This window comes from Novosphingobium sp. BL-S-32 (assembly GCF_056857055.1).
In genome coordinates, this window is the sequence record NZ_CM166476.1 from 266,104 (window position 1) to 282,947 (window position 16,844).

The following is a 16,844-nucleotide window of genomic DNA, read 5'->3' on the forward strand; positions in this document are numbered from 1 at the left end:
GCTCGGCTACTTCGTTGTCAGTACCGGACGGAACGGGGCATCGTCCCCATCGCCGTCGCTGGCCTGGGGCAGGGCGAGCAAGTCGCGCAGCAGCGGGGCGATATCCACATTGTCGAACGCGGGCAGCTTGCCCGCCGGGCGAAACGCCGGTCCCGCTGCCACGAACAGTGCGGCCATTTCGGGAGCGGCGTTATCAAAGCCATGCGATCCGCCGCTCTCGACCTTGGTCGGCGCGGTGGCGGCGATTCCCCAACCGGTTTCGGCAAGGCAGAAGTACGGTGCGATGCGGGGATTGCTGCCGTAGCGGAGGCGGGCGGGAATATCCTGACGCCGCCAGCACTGCATGTGGTCATGGGGCTTGAGCAGGGCCTCTGCCACCGTGGCTTCCTTGCCCTTGACGGGGGTGATCGTGGCGAAGGGGCCGGTGTCGCCCAGTTCGTAGAGCTTCGGGTCGGCCACTTTGTCGAGTACGATCGTGCGTTCGCTGGAGGTGGCAGCCATGCCGTGATCGGCGACGATCACGAGATTGGCCGGCTGACCCAGTTCGCGCAGTTGGGAGACGAGCAGGCCGATATCGCTATCGGCATCGGCAATCGCGGCATCGGTGTGCGGATCGACGGGGCCGTAGCGGTGACCGGCGGTGTCGACCTGATCGAAATAGAGCGTCACCAGTCGCGGGCGGGTCGCGGCGGGGCGGCGCAGCCAGTCGATCACGGCCGCCACGCGTTGCACGGGGGTGACGGCCTGATTGTACTGCTGCCAGTCGGACGCGCGCATGCCGCCCACGTCCTCGGCCCATGGCTTTTTAACATGGTGGCCGCCCCAGGCGACGTTCGAGCCCGGCCAGAACATCGTGGCGGTGCGGATCCCGGCCTTTTCCGCCGTTACCCAGATCGGTTCGGCGGCGTTCCACCAGAAGGGATCGTCGCTCGCCATCGTGAAGACTTCACCCGGACGTGTGGGATCCTCGAAGCGATTGGCGACGATGCCGTGGTGATCGGGCACTTTTCCGGTCACCAATGTCCAGTGGTTGGGGAAAGTCTTGCTCGGGAACGCGGGGCGCATCGAGGCGCTGATTCCCTTCGCGGCAAGAGCCGAGAGGTTGGGGGTGATTCCGCGATCGAGATAGTCGGCGCGGAATCCGTCGATCGAAACGAGGATCGTGACGGGCGTCCGGACTTCGGCGGCAGGCGGGGCGCTTTGGGCAGCTGCGGGAAGGGGGGCGGCGGAAAGGGGGAGGGCAAGGCAGGCCCCCAGCAGCAGGAGAAAGCGTTTCATGCCCGCGCCCCTAGCCGCGAAGTGATGACAGGTCGATGTCGGCTCAGCCCATTCGTGCGAGCATCCAAAGTGCCATGACGACCATGAACAGGTTCTCGGTCAGCGAGACGAAACCCAGCGGTACTGCGCCCGAGCCGCCGACGCAGGCGCACTTGAGATCGCGCTTCTGGATATAGACCGCATAGAACACCGAGACCGTGCCGATGCTGCCGATCACGAGGCCGACCGGGATCGAAAGCCACGGCAGGGCATGCGCCGTCATCAGCGCGCCGGTCAGGAATTCGAGCACCGGATAGGCATAGGCATAAGGCACGAAGCGCATGGCCAAGAGGTCGTAGCCGAGGAACATCGTCGAGAACTGCTCAATGTCCTGCAACTTGAGCATGGCCAGCAGCATCATCGTCATCGAGACGAACCACTCCGCCGTGCGCAAGGTGAACGGCGTGCCAAAGGCTGCCCAACTCGCCGCCGCGGCAAGGCCCAGCCCGGTGGCGAAGACGGCAAGGACCGGGCGATAGCTCTTCGCCTTGGGATCGTGGACCCTGAGGCCGACACGGGCGCGCAAATCGGTGTAACCGCCGATACGCTCTCCGCCGATGAAAGTCTGCGGCGTGGTGGAAACGCCTTGTGCGGCCTTGAAGGCATCCGTCTGCTCGCGCGTGGTGAGCCAGTGGTCCTCCACCGCGTAGCCCAGTCTCTCAAGCAAGTGCTTCGACTTCAGGCCCCACGGGCAGGGGTGTCTGTCGATGACCATGCGGTGGAGTACCGCGGTCGGCTTTCCGGTCGGTTGCTGCGTCATGGAAAGAGGCTATACCTTCCGTACCATGGTACGGAGTCAAGCATGGCCCTGACGATTTCCGAACTGGCGCGTTCGAGCGGTGTAGGTGTCGAGACGGTGCGGTTCTACCAGCGCAAGGGACTGTTGTTCGATCCCCGGCCCGCGCGAACCGGCGGCGGTGGCGGTGGGCGGCATTACGGCGAAGAGGACGTGCGGCGCCTGCGGTTCATCCGCTCGGCCAAGGCGGCGGGGTTCATCCTCGACGAGATCGCCGAACTGATCAGCCTCGATCACACGGGAGATCGCCCGAGAGCGCGGGAAATGGCGAAAGTGCGTCTGGCAGCGCTGGACCGCGAGATCGCGGAACTGGAAGCTGCGCGCCGATCGCTGCGCCGTCTGGCCCGGGAATGCGCTGGTTCCGATGAGGGGCCATGTCCCATCCTCGAATCATTCGAGGATACGCAAGGATGCGGCGCGGGACAGAAGCCCCGCGCCGGATAAGGGTTCAGACGTTGAACTTGAAGTGCATGACGTCGCCGTCGTGCACGACGTATTCCTTGCCTTCCTGACGCAGCTTGCCGCCTTCCTTGGCGCCTGCTTCGCCGTTCAGGACGATGTAGTCGTCATAGGCGATAGTCTCGGCGCGGATGAAGCCGCGCTGCATGTCCGAGTGGATCTCGCCCGCCGCTTCGGGAGCCTTGGCGCCCTGGTGCACGGTCCATGCCCGCGCTTCCTTGGGGCCGACGGTGAAGAAGGTGAGCAGGTGCAGAAGGTCGTAACCGGCGCGGATGATCCGCGCGAGGCCGGTCTCGTGCAGGCCCATTTCCTCAAGGAAGACCATGCGCTCTTCGGCTTCCATGCCGACGAGTTCCGATTCGATGGCAGCCGAAACGATGACGGCAGTGGCGCCGTCGGCCTTGGCCTTTTCGAAGACGCGGGCGGAGAATGCGTTGCCCTCGGCCGCGGCTTCTTCCTCGACGTTGCAGACGTAGAGCACCGGCTTGGCGGTCAGCAATTGAGCCTGCGCGAACACGCGGGCTTCATCTTCGTCCTTGGGCTGGGTGAGGCGCGCGGGCTTGCCTTCGCGCAGCAGTTCCAGCGCCTGGCCGAGAACCGAAGCGATGATCTTCGATTCCTTGTCTCCCTGCGCGGCCTTCTTCTGGGCGGCGGGAACGCGCTTTTCGAGGCTTTCGAGGTCGGAGAGCAGCAGCTCGGTCTCGACCGTCTCGGCATCTGCGATGGGATCGACCTTGTTGTCGACATGCTGGATGTCATCGTTCTCGAAGCAGCGCAGGACGTGGATGACAGCATCCACCTCGCGGATGTTGCCGAGGAACTGGTTGCCCAGACCTTCACCCTTCGAGGCGCCGCGCACCAGACCGGCGATGTCCACGAACGACAGCTGGGTCGGGATGATCTTGGCAGAACCTGCGATCGCGGCCAGCTTGTCCAGACGCGGATCTGGCACGCCGACCTGGCCGACATTGGGCTCGATCGTGCAGAAGGGATAGTTGGCCGCCTGCGCTGCCTGCGTCTCGGTGAGCGCATTGAACAAGGTCGACTTGCCGACATTGGGCAGGCCCACGATTCCGCAACGGAAACCCATGTGTAACTCCGGAATAAATGATTGGCCGCGCCTTAGCGCCAGTCGCGGCGGATAGCGAGTCTGGCGCCGCGATCAGTCTTGCTGACGAAGTGCCACGTCGTTCATGAAGCGCACGTCGTCACCGGCGGCAAGGCGATCGGCTTCGGCGGCGACAGCGCCGAGCATGCCGGCAAGCGGGTCCATCTCCGCCTTGGCGTAGTTGCCCAGCACGTAGCCATGCACGCGGTCTTTGTGGCCGGGATGGCCGATGCCAAGGCGAACGCGGCGGAAATCGGGGCCAAGATGCTGGTCGATCGAGCGCAGGCCATTGTGCCCGGCATGCCCGCCGCCCTGCTTCACCTTGACCTTGAACGGCGCCAGATCGAGTTCGTCATGGAACACGGTAAGGTCGGAAACCGCCAGCTTGTAGAAGCGCATGGCTTCGCCGACCGCGCGGCCGCTCTCGTTCATGAAAGTCGCGGGCTTGAGCAGCAGCACCTTCTGCGTGCCGATGCGGCCTTCCTGAAGCCAGCCCTGGAACTTCTTCTGGACCGGGCCGAAGCGATGGATCTCGGCGATCGCATCCGCCGCCATGAAGCCGACGTTGTGGCGGTTCATCGCATATTGCGGTCCGGGGTTACCGAGGCCGACCCATAGCTGCATGGCTTAGCTGATCCTGAAAAAGGGCCGATCTCGAGAAGAGGGGCCCAGAAAAGCGAAAGGCCCCTCCCGCACGCCGGACATGCCGGGGCGGGAGGGGCCAATCTGGGACCGTCCGATTACTCGGCGTCGGTCTTGGCCGTATCGCCTTCCGAGCTCTTCAGAGCCGAAGGAGCAGCGATCGTCGCGATGGTGAAATCGCGGTCGGTGATCGCGCTCTCGGCACCGGCCGGAAGCTTGACGTGGCTGATGTGGATCGATTCGCCCACTTCGAAGCCGGTCACGTCGATAGCGATCTCGTGCGGGATCTTCTCGGCGTCGCAGACCAGTTCGAGGTCGTGGCGAACGACGTTGAGCACGCCGCCGCGCTTCAGGCCCGGCGAGGCATCTTCGTTCGCGAAGACGACCGGCACGTTGACGTGCACGGTTGCGCCCTTGACGACGCGCAGGAAGTCGGCGTGGAGCGGACGGTCGGAGACCGGGTGGAAGGCAACGTCCTTGGGCTGCGTGCGCAGCTTCTTGCCGTCAACTTCGACCTCGATGATCGAGTTGAAGAAATGGCCGGTCATGAGCTGACGGGTCAGCTCCTTTTCCTCGACGTGGATCGCGAGGGGTTCTTCGTTGCCACCGTAGACGACGGCGGGAACGCGGCCATCACGACGCAGAGCACGGGAGGCTCCCTTGCCAGCCCGTTCACGCGTCTCGGCCGGCAGGTTAAGCGTATCGCTCATAGGACTTGCCTTTCAGAAACTGGATAAAGTTCGGTATCGAACCGCTCATCGGCCCGCACCGTCCCGCCACGCCTCCAGGGATGACCATGACGGGAAGCGCGCGCCCTTAATGGGAAAGCGGCGGAAATGCAAGCGCGGCAGGGTGAGGCGGTCACTCCACGCGCGTGACGGTGAAGCCGTGTGCGGCAAGCATGGCGGGCAGGCCCTCCGGCCCGGCCATATGCGCCGCGCCTACGGCCACGAAGGAGCGCCGTCCTTCTTGCATGGCGGCGGCGATCTTGCCGGTCCAGTCCCGGTTGCGGCCGGTGAAGAGCACGGCGCGCAGTTCCGGGTCGGCCAGCATCCCGCGCCGGGTTTCCTTCTCGATCGCCGCCATGTCGCCCTTGCGCCAGCTGTCGGCGAGCCGGGTGTCGTCGTCGCTCTGCTGGTCGGTGACAACGGCGGCCAGAAGGTCACGCTGGTCGGTCTCGGGCAGGCTGTCGAACAGGCCAAGCTGGCGTTCGGCGCCTTCAAGTTCGACGATGGGCCGGCCTCCGGCTTCATCCATTACCCCTCGGTCGACGCCATTGCGGGCATCGTCATCGCTCGCGCCGATCCGCGCCAGTGTGAGGGCGGCTGCCCATGTATCAAGCTGCGCGAAGTCGCCATCGGAATAGCCGCCGCGCTTGAGCAGCGCGGCAAGGGCAGGGCGTTCTTCGGGAGATATGCGTTGTGAAAGAGGAGGTTGTCCATCACTCTTGGCAAGTCTTGCGAAAGTGGCCGCGACGGCTTTTTCGTCCGCAAGGTTGCCCACTTCCACCATGATCGTGTCCGACGCTGCCAACGCTTTGCGCACGGCAGGGGTCTGCCACGCGAAGGGGTGCGGGGTGCTGTGGATCGTGCCGAACAGCCAGCCTTGCTCGCCATGCGGCCCTTCGATGCGCCAGAGCGCCGGATTGGCAGGCTCCGGCTGCTGGGCGCAGGCGGCGAGCAGTAGGCTGGACCAGATGGCAAGAAACCAACGCATCGTCTTGTTATTGAACCCTTGTTGCCTTGATTCCGACTTTGGCCAGTTCATCCTGCACGCTGCCTTCCCCGGCAAGATGTCCGGCGCCGACAGCAACGAAGACCGTGCCAGGCACCGCCATGCGCGCTTCGAGCCATTTGGCCCAGGCCTGATTGCGGTCGGTGATGAAGGCCTTGCGCATGGCCTCGTCCGATTCGTCCTCATTGAGCAGCTTGGCGAGTTCGTTGGGGCGCCCACTTTTCCATGCGGCAACCACTTTGGTCACGTCCTCGCGCAGCGTCGGAAGCTGGTCCAGCACTTCGCCCAGATAGCGGTTCTGGCTCTCGACCGGCATGCTGTCGAACAGTTCGATCTGGTACTCGGGCGTTTCCAGCGTTTTGCGCGCCTTGTGCTCTTCGGCCGCCTTGGCATCGATCAGCGTTTCGACGCCATTGGCCTTGTCGTATCCCGCCGCCTTCAGCGGCAGGAGCGAACGCAGCAGCCCCGCGTACCATGCTTCGTAGGGATCGAAGGTCTCCGCGGGCAGCCCCATTCCGGCAACCGCTTTCTCGAACGCGGCGCGTTCCTCGGGCGCAAGGCTGGCCCGCAGGGTGGTCCCATCGGCGCGCATGCCTTTTTCGATGAACAGCTTTTGCAGCGATTCGGGCGAATCGACCAGCGTCTCGGTCACCAGCAGGTCGGACGAATCGAAGGCTTTCTTAACCGGACCGGCAAACCAGTGGGTGTCCTCGGGCAGGATATGGATCGTGCCGAAGAGGTAGATGGTGGTGTCCTTGTCCTCGATCTTCCACATGGCGGGGCGCGCGGGGGCTTCATCCCGCGCCAGCGTGGGCGCGGCGACGCAGAGGCCGAGCGCGGCGGCGAGAAGGCGAAGGCGGGACTTTCGGAGGATTCGCATCGCCGTTCCATGAAGGGGGAGGGGCAAACGGCGCATTAACAGGCCGCCGCCAGGCCCATTAGCGGCCTCGACTGGCTCAGGGTAGCGCTCCCAGTCACCAGACGGTCTTTTTGTGCGGTTGATTTGCCGGGTTCGATCCGCCAAAGGCCGCGCAGCCAAGAGTTTTGACGGGATTTCGATGTCGACCGCCGCCAAACAGCCGCTCAGCTTCCAGGACATGATCCTGACGCTCCATGATTTCTGGAGCAAGCAGGGCTGCCTCATCCTTCAGCCGTACGACATGCGCATGGGCGCAGGTACGTTCCACCCCGCCACGACGCTGCGCGCGCTCGGGCCCGAGCCGTGGAAGGCCGCCTATGTGCAGCCCTCCCGCCGCCCGACCGACGGCCGTTATGGTGAGAACCCGAACCGCCTTCAGCACTATTACCAGTATCAGGTGATCCTGAAGCCGAATCCGGACAACCTTCAGGAACTCTACCTCCAGAGTCTCGCAGCGATCGGCGTGGATCCGCTGGCGCACGACATCCGCTTCGTCGAGGACGACTGGGAAAGCCCCACGCTGGGCGCCTGGGGCCTTGGCTGGGAAGTCTGGTGCGACGGCATGGAAGTGACGCAGTTCACCTATTTCCAGCAAGTCGGCGGGTTCGACTGCAAGCCGGTCGCCGGTGAGCTTACCTACGGGCTAGAGCGCCTTGCCATGTATATTCAGGGCGTGGACCGCGTTTACGACCTGCGCTTCAACAACGAAGGCGTGAGCTACGGCGACGTGTTCCTCGCCAACGAGCAGCAGATGTCGAAGTACAACTTCGAGATCGCCGATACCGAGGCGCTGTTCGCGGGCTTCAAGGCCGCAGAGGCCGAGTGCATGCGCTGCATCATGGCGGAAATCCCGCTCGCGGCTTACGATCAGGCGATCGAGGCGAGCCATCTGTTCAACCTGCTTCAGGCGCGCGGCGTGATCTCCGTGCAGGAACGCGCCAGCTACATCGGCCGCGTGCGGGATCTCGCCAAGGGATCGTGCGAGGCGTGGATCGAGAAAAACAAGGCCGAATGGGAAGCCAAGTTCCCGGGGTGGACCGTATGACCGACTTCCTTCTCGAACTCCGCTCGCAGGAAATCCCGGCCCGTATGCAGGCCGGCGCGCGCGCCGATCTGGAAAAGCTGTTCCGCAAGGACATGGCGGCGGCGGGCGTCACCGTGGGTGAAGTGACCGTCTGGTCCACCCCGCGCCGCCTCGCGCTGATCGCGCGTGGGCTGCCGCTCGCGACCGAAGCAGTGCACGAGGAAACCAAGGGTCCAGCCACCAGCGCACCGGAACAGGCGCTTGAAGGCTTCCTGCGCAAGACAGGCCTCAGCAAGGACCAGCTCGAAGTCCGCGATCTCAAGGGCAAGGACACCTACTTTGCCGTCGTCGAGAAGCCTGGCCGCGCTGTGGCCGAGGTTCTTGCCGAAGTGATCCCTTCGATCATCCGCAACTTCCCCTGGCCCAAGTCGCAGCGCTGGGGCGCGGCCTCGATCTCGACCGAATCGCTGCGCTGGGTGCGTCCGCTCTCGGGCATCGTTGCGATCTTTGGTGAAGAGCTTGTGGCCTGCGAAGTGGGCGGCATCCAGTCGTCCTTCGTGACGCTTGGCCACCGTTTCCACGCCCCCGGCGAGATCACCATCGGCGGCGCGCATGACTATGCAGACAAGCTGCACCTCGCCCATGTCCTCGTGAACCACGAGGAACGGCAGGACATCATCCGCACCAAGGCGCGCGAGGCGGCTGCGGCTGCCGGGCTCGTGCTGGTTGAGGACGAAGGCCTCGTCATCGAGAACGCGGGCCTCACCGAATGGCCGGTGCCGCTGCTCGGCCGCTTCGAGGAGGACTTCCTTGAAGTTCCGCCTGAGACGATCCAGCTCACCGCGCGCGTGAACCAGAAGTATTTTGTGTGCGAAGACGCGGCAGGTTCGCTGGCTAACGCATTCATTTGCACGGCGAATATCGTCGCCACCGACGGCGGCACAGCCATCGTCGACGGCAACCGCAAGGTGCTGGCGGCGCGCCTGTCGGACGCGCGCTTCTTCTGGCAGCAGGACCGCAAGACGTTGCTCTCGGCTCAGGCCGAGAAGCTGGCCCGCATCACCTTCCACGAGAAGCTGGGCACTGTCGCCGACAAGGTCGAGCGCGTGGCCAAGCTGGCGGAATGGCTTGCCAGCGAGGGCATCGTCCCGAACTGCGATCCAACGCTGGCGCGTCAGGCTGCGGAACTCTGCAAGGCTGATCTCGTTACCGAGATGGTTGGAGAATTCCCGGAACTTCAGGGGCTTATGGGCGGATATTATGCCCGAGCCGAAGGCCTGCCGGACGCCGTGGCCGATGCCATTCGCGATCACTACAAGCCGGTTGGGCAGGGCGACGAGGTCCCCACTGCACCAGTGACGGTGGCCGTCGCACTGGCGGACAAGCTGGATACGCTCCGCAGCTTCTTTGCGATCGACGAGAAGCCGACCGGCTCGAAAGACCCCTTCGCGCTGCGCCGTGCGGCGCTCGGCATCATCCGTCTCATCACCGACAACGGCCTGCGTTTCGGCGTTGCCGAGGGCGACCTGCTCGATTTCTTCGCGGATCGTCTCAAGGTCCAGCAGAAGGAAGCCGGCGTCCGCCACGACCTGATCGATGCGGTCTTCGCGCTTGGTGGTGAAGACGATCTGGTCCGCCTGCTGGCACGCGTCCATGCGCTTCAGGCTTTCGTCCAGACCGACGACGGCGTGAACCTGCTCGCCGGGTACAAGCGCGCGGCGAACATCCTCAAGAAGGAAGACTGGCACGGCGTGGAGGGAGAAATCTCCCGCACCGGCGAGGAAGATCCGCTCGCCATGGTCGACGATCCCGATCTTGCGCCGGTCATTGCCGCCAAGATGGCGGACCGGCATGCGGGCGACGATGTGCTGCCTTACGCAGCCGAGCCCGCCGAGCAGGCGCTGATGACCGTGGTCACGGCTGCCGAGCCCGAAGTTGCCCGCGCCGTGGCGGCGGAAGATTTCGCCGCCGCGATGACCGCGCTGGCGTCGCTCCGCGCGCCGATAGACGCGTTTTTTGAGCAGGTTATCGTCAACGACAGCGATCAGGTGAAGCGCCATTCAAGGCTTGCCTTGCTTGATCGATTCCGTGCTGCAGTGCACAACGTCGCGGATTTTTCGAGGATCGAGGGCTAGGGGCTGATCCCCGGAGTTCTCGAAGAGTTTTATCAACCAGGACAGGAAAGTCAGGGGATAGATGAGCAGGCAGGTCTACACGTTCGGCGGCGGCGTCAAGAATGAAGACGCACGCGCGCGCGACAAGGTCGTAGTCGGCGGCAAGGGTGCTAATCTTGCCGAAATGGCCGGAATTGGCCTGCCGGTTCCTCCCGGTTTTACCATTACCACTGAAGAGTGCGTGAAATACCTCGCCGAAGGCGGTGATTTCTCGGCCGAACTGCGCGCCGACGTTGCCGAGGCGCTGACGCATATCGAAAAGACCGTGGGCAAGAACTTCGGCGATGCCGCCGATCCGCTGCTGGTCTCGGTCCGTTCGGGCGCGCGCGTTTCGATGCCGGGCATGATGGACACCGTTCTCAACCTTGGCCTCAACGACGCCACCGTAGAGGGCCTCACCCAGACCTCGGGTGACGAGCGTTTCGCCTGGGACAGCTATCGCCGCTTCGTCCAGATGTATTCGGACGTCGTCCTTGGCCTCGATCACGGCCGCTTCGAGGAAGCGCTGGAGATCGCCAAGGAAGACAATGGCTACATGAACGACGTCGAGATGACGGCGTCGAACTGGAAGGCCATCGTCAAGGAATACAAGGGCATCGTCGAGGAAGAACTCGGCCGCCCGTTCCCGCAAGACGTGCATGAACAGCTCTGGGGCGCGATCCAGGCGGTGTTCGATTCCTGGGATTCGGACCGCGCCAAGGTCTATCGCCGCCTGAATGACATCCCGGGTGACTGGGGCACGGCCGTCAACGTGCAGGCCATGGTCTTTGGCAACATGGGCGATACCTCCGCCACCGGCGTTGCCTTCACTCGCGACCCGGCGACCGGCGAAAAGGCCTATTACGGCGAATGGCTGGTCAATGCGCAGGGCGAGGACGTCGTCGCCGGCATCCGCACCCCGCAGTACCTGACCAAGGCCGCGCGTGAGCGTGCCGGGGCCAAGCCGCTGTCGATGGAAGAGGCGATGTCGGGCGCGTACACCGAGCTTGCCGCGGTGTTCGAGCTTCTCGAAAAGCACTACCGCGACATGCAGGACATCGAGTTCACCGTCGAGCGCAACAAGCTGTGGATGCTGCAGACCCGTTCGGGCAAGCGCACTGCCAAGGCCGCGCTCAAGATGGCGGTCGACATGGTGGACGAAGGCCTGATCGACGAGGCATCCGCGATCAAGCGCGTCGATCCGATGGCGCTGGACCAGCTTCTGCACCCCACGCTCGATCCCAAGGCCGCCCGCGACATTCTCGGCAAGGGCCTTCCCGCATCGCCGGGCGCGGCTTCGGGCGCGATCGTGCTCGATGCCGACACCGCCGAAAAGCGTGCTGAAATGGGCGAGGCCGTGGTACTCGTCCGCGTCGAGACCAGCCCTGAGGACATTCACGGCATGCACGCCGCGAAGGGCATCCTCACGGCGCGCGGCGGCATGACCAGCCACGCGGCGGTCGTGGCGCGCGGCATGGGCCGTCCCTGCGTGTCGGGCGCTTCGGGCCTGTCGATCGACATGAAGACCCGCACCCTGCGCATGGGCAACCGTGAGCTGAAGGAAGGCGACATCATCACACTCGACGGCGCGACCGGTGACATCATGGCCGGCGAAGTGCCGACCATCGAGCCGGAACTGGCCGGCGATTTCGCCACGCTGATGGTCTGGGCCGACAAGCACCGCCGCATGAAGGTGCGCACCAACGCCGAGACTCCGGCCGACTGCAAGATGGCCCGCCAGTTCGGCGCCGAAGGCATCGGTCTGTGTCGCACCGAGCACATGTTCTTCGATGCCGGCCGCATCTCGGCCGTGCGCCAGATGATCCTGGCCGAAGACGAGGCCGGCCGCCGCGCCGCGCTGGAAAAGCTGCTGCCGGAACAGCGTGCGGACTTCATCGCGATCTTCGAGGTGATGGCCGGCCTGCCGGTCACCATCCGCCTGCTCGATCCGCCGCTCCACGAGTTCCTGCCGCACGGCGATGCCGAGTTTGCAGAACTTTCGGAAACGATCGGCATCGGCGTCGACACGCTGAAGCGCCGGGCCGACGAACTCCACGAGTTCAACCCGATGCTCGGCCATCGCGGCTGCCGCCTGGGCATCACCTTCCCAGAGATCTACGAGATGCAAGCCCGCGCCATCTTCGAGGCCGCCTGCGAAGTCGCAGCCGCTTCGGGCGAGGCGATCGTGCCGGAAGTGATGATCCCGCTCGTCGCCACCAAGCGCGAACTGCAGATCCTCAAGAAGGTGGTGGATGAAACCGCTGCCAAGGTCTTCGCCGAGAAGGGCCGGACGCTCGACTACATGGTCGGCACGATGATCGAACTGCCGCGTGCCGCGCTGATGGCGGGTGAGATCGCCGAGGAGGCCAAGTTCTTCTCGTTCGGCACCAACGACCTGACGCAGACCACGCTGGGTGTTTCGCGCGACGATGCTGCGCGCTTCCTCAGCCCCTATGTCGAAAAGGGCATCTATCCGCGCGATCCGTTCGTCAGCCTCGATATCGAAGGCGTCGGCCAGCTCGTGCAGTTGGGTGCCGAACGTGGCCGCGCGACTTATGCCGATCTCAAGCTCGGCATCTGCGGTGAGCATGGCGGCGATCCGGCATCGATCGCGTTCTGCGAGAAGGTCGGCCTCGATTACGTCAGCGCCTCGCCGTATCGCGTGCCGATCGCGCGACTGGCGGCGGCTCAGGCCGCGCTGGCCTGAAGATGAAAAGGCCGGGGTGATCCTCCGGCCTTTTTCTTATTTCTTCCAGCCCGAGAGGGTGAGGATTTCGAAGCGTTCCACGGTCCGTCCGTCCGTTCCGGCCTCGGCGAAAGCCTTCCGGGCACGTTCGAGCGCAGCCTTGCCAAGTGGCGGGCCGGGGTCGGCCAACAGACTGCCGTGACCCTGCGCGCGCAGATCGGCAACGAGGCGTTCGAGGCTACGGAAAGAGACCTGAAGTGGACGCTGGTCGATCACGGGATCCGCGAAGAGCGTACGCTGGAGCAGTTGCCCGCCCGCGCGCACGTCCACCATGGGATGAATGCGCGCAGCAGGGCGCTCAGCATCGGCGGCCATCATGATCTCGCGCAGCCGGGGCAGGCTTCCCAGCGACAGGAAGCTGGCGATCAGCATGCCGCCTTGTGCCAGCGCGCGACGGGCGTGGATGAGCGCGCCGGGCAAGTCGTTGACCGTGTCCAGCGTGCCGAGACTGACGATGAGGTCGAAGCCATCGAAAGGGTAGGGGGCTTCTTCGTCGAAGCCCGTCGCCGGTTCGGCTTCAACGACCTCGACGCCGCGAGCAGCGAGAGAGCGGGCCAGCGTTCCCGTCCAGTCACCCACGATCAGCGCGCGTTTGGGCTCGAAGCGGAGGAACGAGAGGCGTTCTTCCACGTCCTCGATCATGTCCTCAAGCAGATAGCGCGGGGCATCCGGCAATCGTTGGAGAGCCAGCGCGCGGCGTCGCGCGGCGATGCGGCGGGAAGGGGCAAAGATGCGGGGGGGCGCAGGGGGAGCGGTTTCAGCCATCCCGCGCTCCCTGCCGCGTCCTGACGGCTTGCGCAACCGTGCCCGTCAGCCAGGTGCGTTATCCATGATGGACGTGCAGCGATGAACAGCTTGTAGCTTGAGCTTGCGCATCGGCCGCCTAGGCTTGGCGCCGATGATGATTGCCGCTGCTTTCACACCTGTACTGGACCTTATCTTCCCGCCGCGTTGTCCGCTTTGCGGAGCCTCGCTTGCTGCGCAGAACGGGCTGTGTCCGGAGTGCTGGAGCAGTCTGGCCATCCCGGGTGATCCCTCGTGCGCGTCCTGCGCGCGGCCCTTCCCGAGAGACATTCCGGATGGATTGATCTGCGCGCCCTGCCTCGCGGAGCCGCCACGTCACGACGGGATCGCTGCCGCCACCCTGTACAACGACGCCTCGCGCAAGCTCGTTCTCGCGCTCAAGCACGGCAATCGTCTGGCACTTGCAGACATGCTTGGTGCTTTCATGGCAGCACGCGTGCCGCAGGTCGGCGAAGAGTGGCTGGTCGTGCCGGTACCGCTGCATCGCTGGCGCATCTGGCACCGGGGCTACAATCAGGCAGCCGAACTCGCGCGCGTGATCGCTCGTATGAGAGGTGCGCGACTCGAAGTGGACATGCTGGAGCGGCGCAAGGCCACGCCGTCGCTGGGCGGATTGGGCGGCAAGGCGCGACAACGGGTACTCTCGGGAGCCATCGGCGTCTCCCCGCGACGGCGCGCGCGGGTCAAGGGCGCCCGCATCGTATTGGTGGACGATGTGCTGACCAGTGGCGCCACCAGCGAGGCCTGCTTGTCGGCGCTCAAGCGTGCCGGTGCCAAAGAGGTTCTGATCGCCTGTTTCGCGCGCGTCCTCGATGAGGCGCTGGATATCGTGTGAGCCAGATACGAAAACGCCCGGAACCAAAGGTTCCGGGCGTCTCGTGACGAAACTCTTGGACTCCGCTGAGCGGTTCGGCGGCCCCCCTGCAGGCCGCCTAGTCCGATCCCTCATTCTTTCGCCGACCGGAAGGTCGACATTTCCCTGAACCGTGGCGCCTGTTCTCGGTAACTTTGCCTGAGGCTTTTGTTACCAGTCAGCGACCTGTGGTCGGAAGCAGCCCCCCAGCTGCAAGGCCACAATCCACGCAAAGCCGGGGGTTGAAAAGAGGCATGAGGGCGTTACGGGGATTTTGGTCATCGGCTGTGGTTATCCTGCAACATCGGCAGGCCGGTGCGAGAGCAGAGGGAAATTTCCGAAAATGCGTGAGATCACCAAGGCAGAACGCGAGCTGGGCAGCGAATTTCTCCCTAAGTTCGATGCACATGGACTGCTGGTGGCGATCGCGGTGGATTCGCAAACGCGGGAGATCCTGATGGTCGCCTACATGGATGCCGAGGCACTGGCCAAGACGCGCGAGACGGGGCTTGCACACTTCCATTCACGCTCACGCGGAAGCCTCTGGCTCAAGGGGGAGACTTCCGGGCATTTCCTCAGAGTCGAAGAGATTCGAGTCGATTGCGATCAGGACGCACTGGAACTCCTCGTTCGGCCGGAAGGCCCCGCCTGTCACACGGGTGCTCGCAGCTGTTTCTATCGGCGACTCGCCGGTAATGACCTCGAATCATTCGAAAGCTGACAGTTGCCTTACAGCCCCCACATCGCGTGAAGGCTGGCAGGTGGGGGCTATAATCTCTTAAAAACAATAACTTTCCTTACTTGTGTTAAAAATCCCCTCTTTCGGACCTGACGGTGGCAATTTCGGCTTAACCCATCAGGCGGACATATCGCCGCAAGCGGCTCGTATGCTGCATCGGGGAAGGCAAAGCTGCGGACGACAGCACTGATTTCTCGTGAGAAATCCGCTGTCCTACGATGAAGCAAAGAAAATATGTGGCTGCTCCAGGCCGGTGTCCTGCCCCGTCACCGGTCAACGGGTAGGGCATGCCTTCGACGGGGACGCCGCGGCTTTTCCGTCGCGGGCATGATGGAGGGAAGCCGAGAGGCTTTTACGGGGCGCAAGAAGGAAGGGAAATGTCATGAACCGACGAGTGACAGTCGTTGCGGCGATTGCTGGCCTGCTGGCCGGCATTCCAACCGCTGCGCTGGCGGATCAAAGACCTGCCAGTTCCACGCTAAACTACCAGAAGTTCAAGCTGTCCAGCTATTTCGGCAGGGGCGACTCCGGTCGTGGCTTTAGTGGGAGCAGTGGCGGTCGTGATCACGACTACCGGCCCAGTGACAACAACTATGGCCGCCACGATGGCAATAACGGTCACTATTATGGTGGCGGCAACGGCCACTACAATGGTGGCGGTAACGGCCATTACAACGGTGGCGGTGATAACGGTCATCACAATGGTTGGGGCGACAGCGACCATCATTATGGTGGTGGCGACAATGGTCACCACGATGGTGGTGGCACCAAGTCTCACGGCTGCTAAGCTTTGGGAACCGATCGTGGCCGCCGCTTTGGCGGCCACGGTTTCATGTGCTGAACAGACGCTTCAGCCGAGGATTTCGTCGAACAGGCTTGTCATGGCGGCCCAGCTCTGGCGGTCTGCGCTGGCATTGTAGCCGATGGCCGCGATCCCACGCGCGGCGCTACCCGGATCGGTAAAGCCGTGACGGACGCCGGAATAGGCATGGAAGTGCCAGTTGGCCCCGGCGCGATCCATCTCGTCCCAGAATTCCAGAACCTGTTCGCGTGGAACCAGCGGATCGGCATCGCCGTGACAGACGAGAATGCGCGGCTTGACCACGCCCGCTTTGGCCGGTTTGGCCGTGGCGAGTGTGCCATGGAAGCTCACCGCCGCCAGCAGGTCCTGCCCGTCTCGTGCAGCTTCGAGTACGGCCTGCCCGCCCATGCAATAGCCGATGCCGAACATCGGCAGGTGGGCCGCGCCCGGAACCCGGCGCAGCGTTGCTGTCGCCGCCGCCAATCGGCCACGATAGTGATCGACGTTGGCGCGCAGCTTTTCGGCCAGCGGGAACGAGGCTTCGAAACTTTCCACCGGCTCGCCGTAGAAATCCGCCACCATGGCCAGATAGCCAAGGTCGGCCAGCATTCGCGCGCGGCGTTCCACGGGAGGGGCGTAATTGGCGATTGTGGGGAAGACGATCACTGTCCCGCGCGGCGTACCCTCCGGTCGGGCGAGCCAACCGGTAAGGGTCTGCCCTGCGTGGTTGTAGGTGATCGCCTCCATT

At 64.1% G+C, this 16,844-nt stretch carries 16 protein-coding genes; 7 read left to right on the top strand and 9 right to left on the bottom strand.

What is annotated here, in order from left to right; all coding sequences use genetic code 11:
- Window positions 1-6: 6 nt before the first annotated feature.
- Together AC1VVK_RS01335 and AC1VVK_RS01340 are read right to left on the bottom strand one after the other, a co-directional pair.
- A complete protein-coding gene (locus AC1VVK_RS01335) occupies window positions 7-1,278 on the bottom strand; it encodes an alkaline phosphatase family protein (RefSeq protein ID WP_482904063.1) in 1,272 nt (423 codons plus the stop codon).
- Window positions 1,279-1,321: 43 nt separating this feature from the next.
- A complete protein-coding gene (locus AC1VVK_RS01340; protein ID WP_482904064.1) occupies window positions 1,322-2,077 on the bottom strand; it encodes a MauE/DoxX family redox-associated membrane protein in 756 nt (251 codons plus the stop codon).
- Between the two features lie 42 nt (window positions 2,078-2,119).
- On the opposite strand from AC1VVK_RS01340, the gene AC1VVK_RS01345 reads away from it, so the two are divergent.
- On the top strand, window positions 2,120-2,557 hold the full coding sequence (locus AC1VVK_RS01345) for a MerR family transcriptional regulator (RefSeq protein ID WP_482904065.1): 438 nt from the start codon (window positions 2,120-2,122) through the stop codon (window positions 2,555-2,557).
- Window positions 2,558-2,561: 4 nt separating this feature from the next.
- Here AC1VVK_RS01345 and ychF read toward each other — a convergent pair whose 3' ends face one another.
- The 5 genes from ychF to AC1VVK_RS01370 form a co-directional block, all read right to left on the bottom strand.
- The gene (gene ychF / locus AC1VVK_RS01350; RefSeq protein ID WP_482904066.1) at window positions 2,562-3,662 is read right to left on the bottom strand and encodes a redox-regulated ATPase YchF; all 1,101 of its coding nucleotides are present in this window, start codon (window positions 3,660-3,662) and stop codon (window positions 2,562-2,564) included.
- Window positions 3,663-3,734: 72 nt separating this feature from the next.
- Complete coding sequence (pth, locus tag AC1VVK_RS01355) at window positions 3,735-4,304, bottom strand: aminoacyl-tRNA hydrolase (RefSeq protein WP_132385304.1); 570 nt, start codon at window positions 4,302-4,304, stop codon at window positions 3,735-3,737.
- A gap of 116 nt (window positions 4,305-4,420) precedes the next feature.
- Window positions 4,421-5,032: a 50S ribosomal protein L25/general stress protein Ctc gene (locus AC1VVK_RS01360; RefSeq protein WP_132385305.1), complete on the bottom strand. Its 612-nt coding sequence runs from the start codon at window positions 5,030-5,032 to the stop codon at window positions 4,421-4,423.
- 151 nt (window positions 5,033-5,183) lie between these two features.
- On the bottom strand, window positions 5,184-6,038 hold the full coding sequence (locus AC1VVK_RS01365; RefSeq protein ID WP_482904067.1) for a TraB/GumN family protein: 855 nt from the start codon (window positions 6,036-6,038) through the stop codon (window positions 5,184-5,186).
- 7 nt (window positions 6,039-6,045) lie between these two features.
- Window positions 6,046-6,936 (bottom strand): TraB/GumN family protein, encoded by an 891-nt coding sequence (locus AC1VVK_RS01370; protein WP_482904068.1) that lies wholly within the window; start codon window positions 6,934-6,936, stop codon window positions 6,046-6,048.
- Window positions 6,937-7,114: 178 nt separating this feature from the next.
- Between AC1VVK_RS01370 and AC1VVK_RS01375 the strand changes: the two genes are divergently transcribed.
- The 3 genes from AC1VVK_RS01375 to ppdK all read left to right on the top strand — a co-directional run bounded on the left by AC1VVK_RS01375 (window position 7,115) and on the right by ppdK (window position 12,859).
- On the top strand, window positions 7,115-8,020 hold the full coding sequence (locus AC1VVK_RS01375; RefSeq protein WP_482904069.1) for a glycine--tRNA ligase subunit alpha: 906 nt from the start codon (window positions 7,115-7,117) through the stop codon (window positions 8,018-8,020).
- Entirely contained in the window at window positions 8,017-10,134 is a 2,118-nt protein-coding gene (gene glyS, locus AC1VVK_RS01380; RefSeq protein ID WP_482904070.1) for a glycine--tRNA ligase subunit beta, read from the top strand. The genes AC1VVK_RS01375 and glyS overlap by 4 nt, the downstream gene beginning before the upstream one ends.
- A 61-nt stretch (window positions 10,135-10,195) precedes the next feature.
- Window positions 10,196-12,859: a pyruvate, phosphate dikinase gene (gene ppdK, locus AC1VVK_RS01385; RefSeq protein ID WP_482904071.1), complete on the top strand. Its 2,664-nt coding sequence runs from the start codon at window positions 10,196-10,198 to the stop codon at window positions 12,857-12,859.
- A 36-nt stretch (window positions 12,860-12,895) separates the two neighbouring features.
- Here ppdK and AC1VVK_RS01390 read toward each other — a convergent pair whose 3' ends face one another.
- Window positions 12,896-13,663 (bottom strand): methyltransferase domain-containing protein, encoded by a 768-nt coding sequence (locus AC1VVK_RS01390; protein WP_482904072.1) that lies wholly within the window; start codon window positions 13,661-13,663, stop codon window positions 12,896-12,898.
- 133 nt (window positions 13,664-13,796) lie between these two features.
- Between AC1VVK_RS01390 and AC1VVK_RS01395 the strand changes: the two genes are divergently transcribed.
- The 3 genes from AC1VVK_RS01395 to AC1VVK_RS01405 all read left to right on the top strand — a co-directional run bounded on the left by AC1VVK_RS01395 (window position 13,797) and on the right by AC1VVK_RS01405 (window position 16,081).
- Entirely contained in the window at window positions 13,797-14,537 is a 741-nt protein-coding gene (locus tag AC1VVK_RS01395; RefSeq protein WP_482904073.1) for a double zinc ribbon domain-containing protein, read from the top strand.
- Window positions 14,538-14,898: 361 nt separating this feature from the next.
- On the top strand, window positions 14,899-15,276 hold the full coding sequence (gene hisI, locus AC1VVK_RS01400) for a phosphoribosyl-AMP cyclohydrolase (protein WP_132385313.1): 378 nt from the start codon (window positions 14,899-14,901) through the stop codon (window positions 15,274-15,276).
- Between the two features lie 400 nt (window positions 15,277-15,676).
- The gene (locus AC1VVK_RS01405) at window positions 15,677-16,081 is read left to right on the top strand and encodes a hypothetical protein (protein ID WP_482904074.1); all 405 of its coding nucleotides are present in this window, start codon (window positions 15,677-15,679) and stop codon (window positions 16,079-16,081) included.
- Between the two features lie 63 nt (window positions 16,082-16,144).
- Here the strand turns inward: AC1VVK_RS01405 and AC1VVK_RS01410 are convergent, their stop codons facing one another.
- Entirely contained in the window at window positions 16,145-16,843 is a 699-nt protein-coding gene (locus AC1VVK_RS01410; protein ID WP_482904075.1) for a dienelactone hydrolase family protein, read from the bottom strand.
- Between the last annotated feature and the right edge of the window lies 1 nt (window position 16,844).

Coding starts and splice junctions, on each gene's coding strand:
- AC1VVK_RS01405 (WP_482904074.1), top strand. CDS start 15,677: ATGAACCGACGAGTGACAGTCGTTGCGGCGATTGCTGGCCTGCTGGCC.
- hisI (WP_132385313.1), top strand. CDS start 14,899: ATGCGTGAGATCACCAAGGCAGAACGCGAGCTGGGCAGCGAATTTCTC.
- AC1VVK_RS01395 (WP_482904073.1), top strand. CDS start 13,797: ATGATGATTGCCGCTGCTTTCACACCTGTACTGGACCTTATCTTCCCG.
- AC1VVK_RS01340 (WP_482904064.1), bottom strand. CDS start 2,077: ATGACGCAGCAACCGACCGGAAAGCCGACCGCGGTACTCCACCGCATG.
- AC1VVK_RS01335 (WP_482904063.1), bottom strand. CDS start 1,278: ATGAAACGCTTTCTCCTGCTGCTGGGGGCCTGCCTTGCCCTCCCCCTT.
- pth (WP_132385304.1), bottom strand. CDS start 4,304: ATGCAGCTATGGGTCGGCCTCGGTAACCCCGGACCGCAATATGCGATG.
- AC1VVK_RS01365 (WP_482904067.1), bottom strand. CDS start 6,038: ATGCGTTGGTTTCTTGCCATCTGGTCCAGCCTACTGCTCGCCGCCTGC.
- ppdK (WP_482904071.1), top strand. CDS start 10,196: ATGAGCAGGCAGGTCTACACGTTCGGCGGCGGCGTCAAGAATGAAGAC.
- AC1VVK_RS01370 (WP_482904068.1), bottom strand. CDS start 6,936: ATGCGAATCCTCCGAAAGTCCCGCCTTCGCCTTCTCGCCGCCGCGCTC.
- AC1VVK_RS01345 (WP_482904065.1), top strand. CDS start 2,120: ATGGCCCTGACGATTTCCGAACTGGCGCGTTCGAGCGGTGTAGGTGTC.
- glyS (WP_482904070.1), top strand. CDS start 8,017: ATGACCGACTTCCTTCTCGAACTCCGCTCGCAGGAAATCCCGGCCCGT.
- AC1VVK_RS01390 (WP_482904072.1), bottom strand. CDS start 13,663: ATGGCTGAAACCGCTCCCCCTGCGCCCCCCCGCATCTTTGCCCCTTCC.
- AC1VVK_RS01375 (WP_482904069.1), top strand. CDS start 7,115: ATGTCGACCGCCGCCAAACAGCCGCTCAGCTTCCAGGACATGATCCTG.
- AC1VVK_RS01360 (WP_132385305.1), bottom strand. CDS start 5,032: ATGAGCGATACGCTTAACCTGCCGGCCGAGACGCGTGAACGGGCTGGC.
- ychF (WP_482904066.1), bottom strand. CDS start 3,662: ATGGGTTTCCGTTGCGGAATCGTGGGCCTGCCCAATGTCGGCAAGTCG.
- AC1VVK_RS01410 (WP_482904075.1), bottom strand. CDS start 16,843: ATGGAGGCGATCACCTACAACCACGCAGGGCAGACCCTTACCGGTTGG.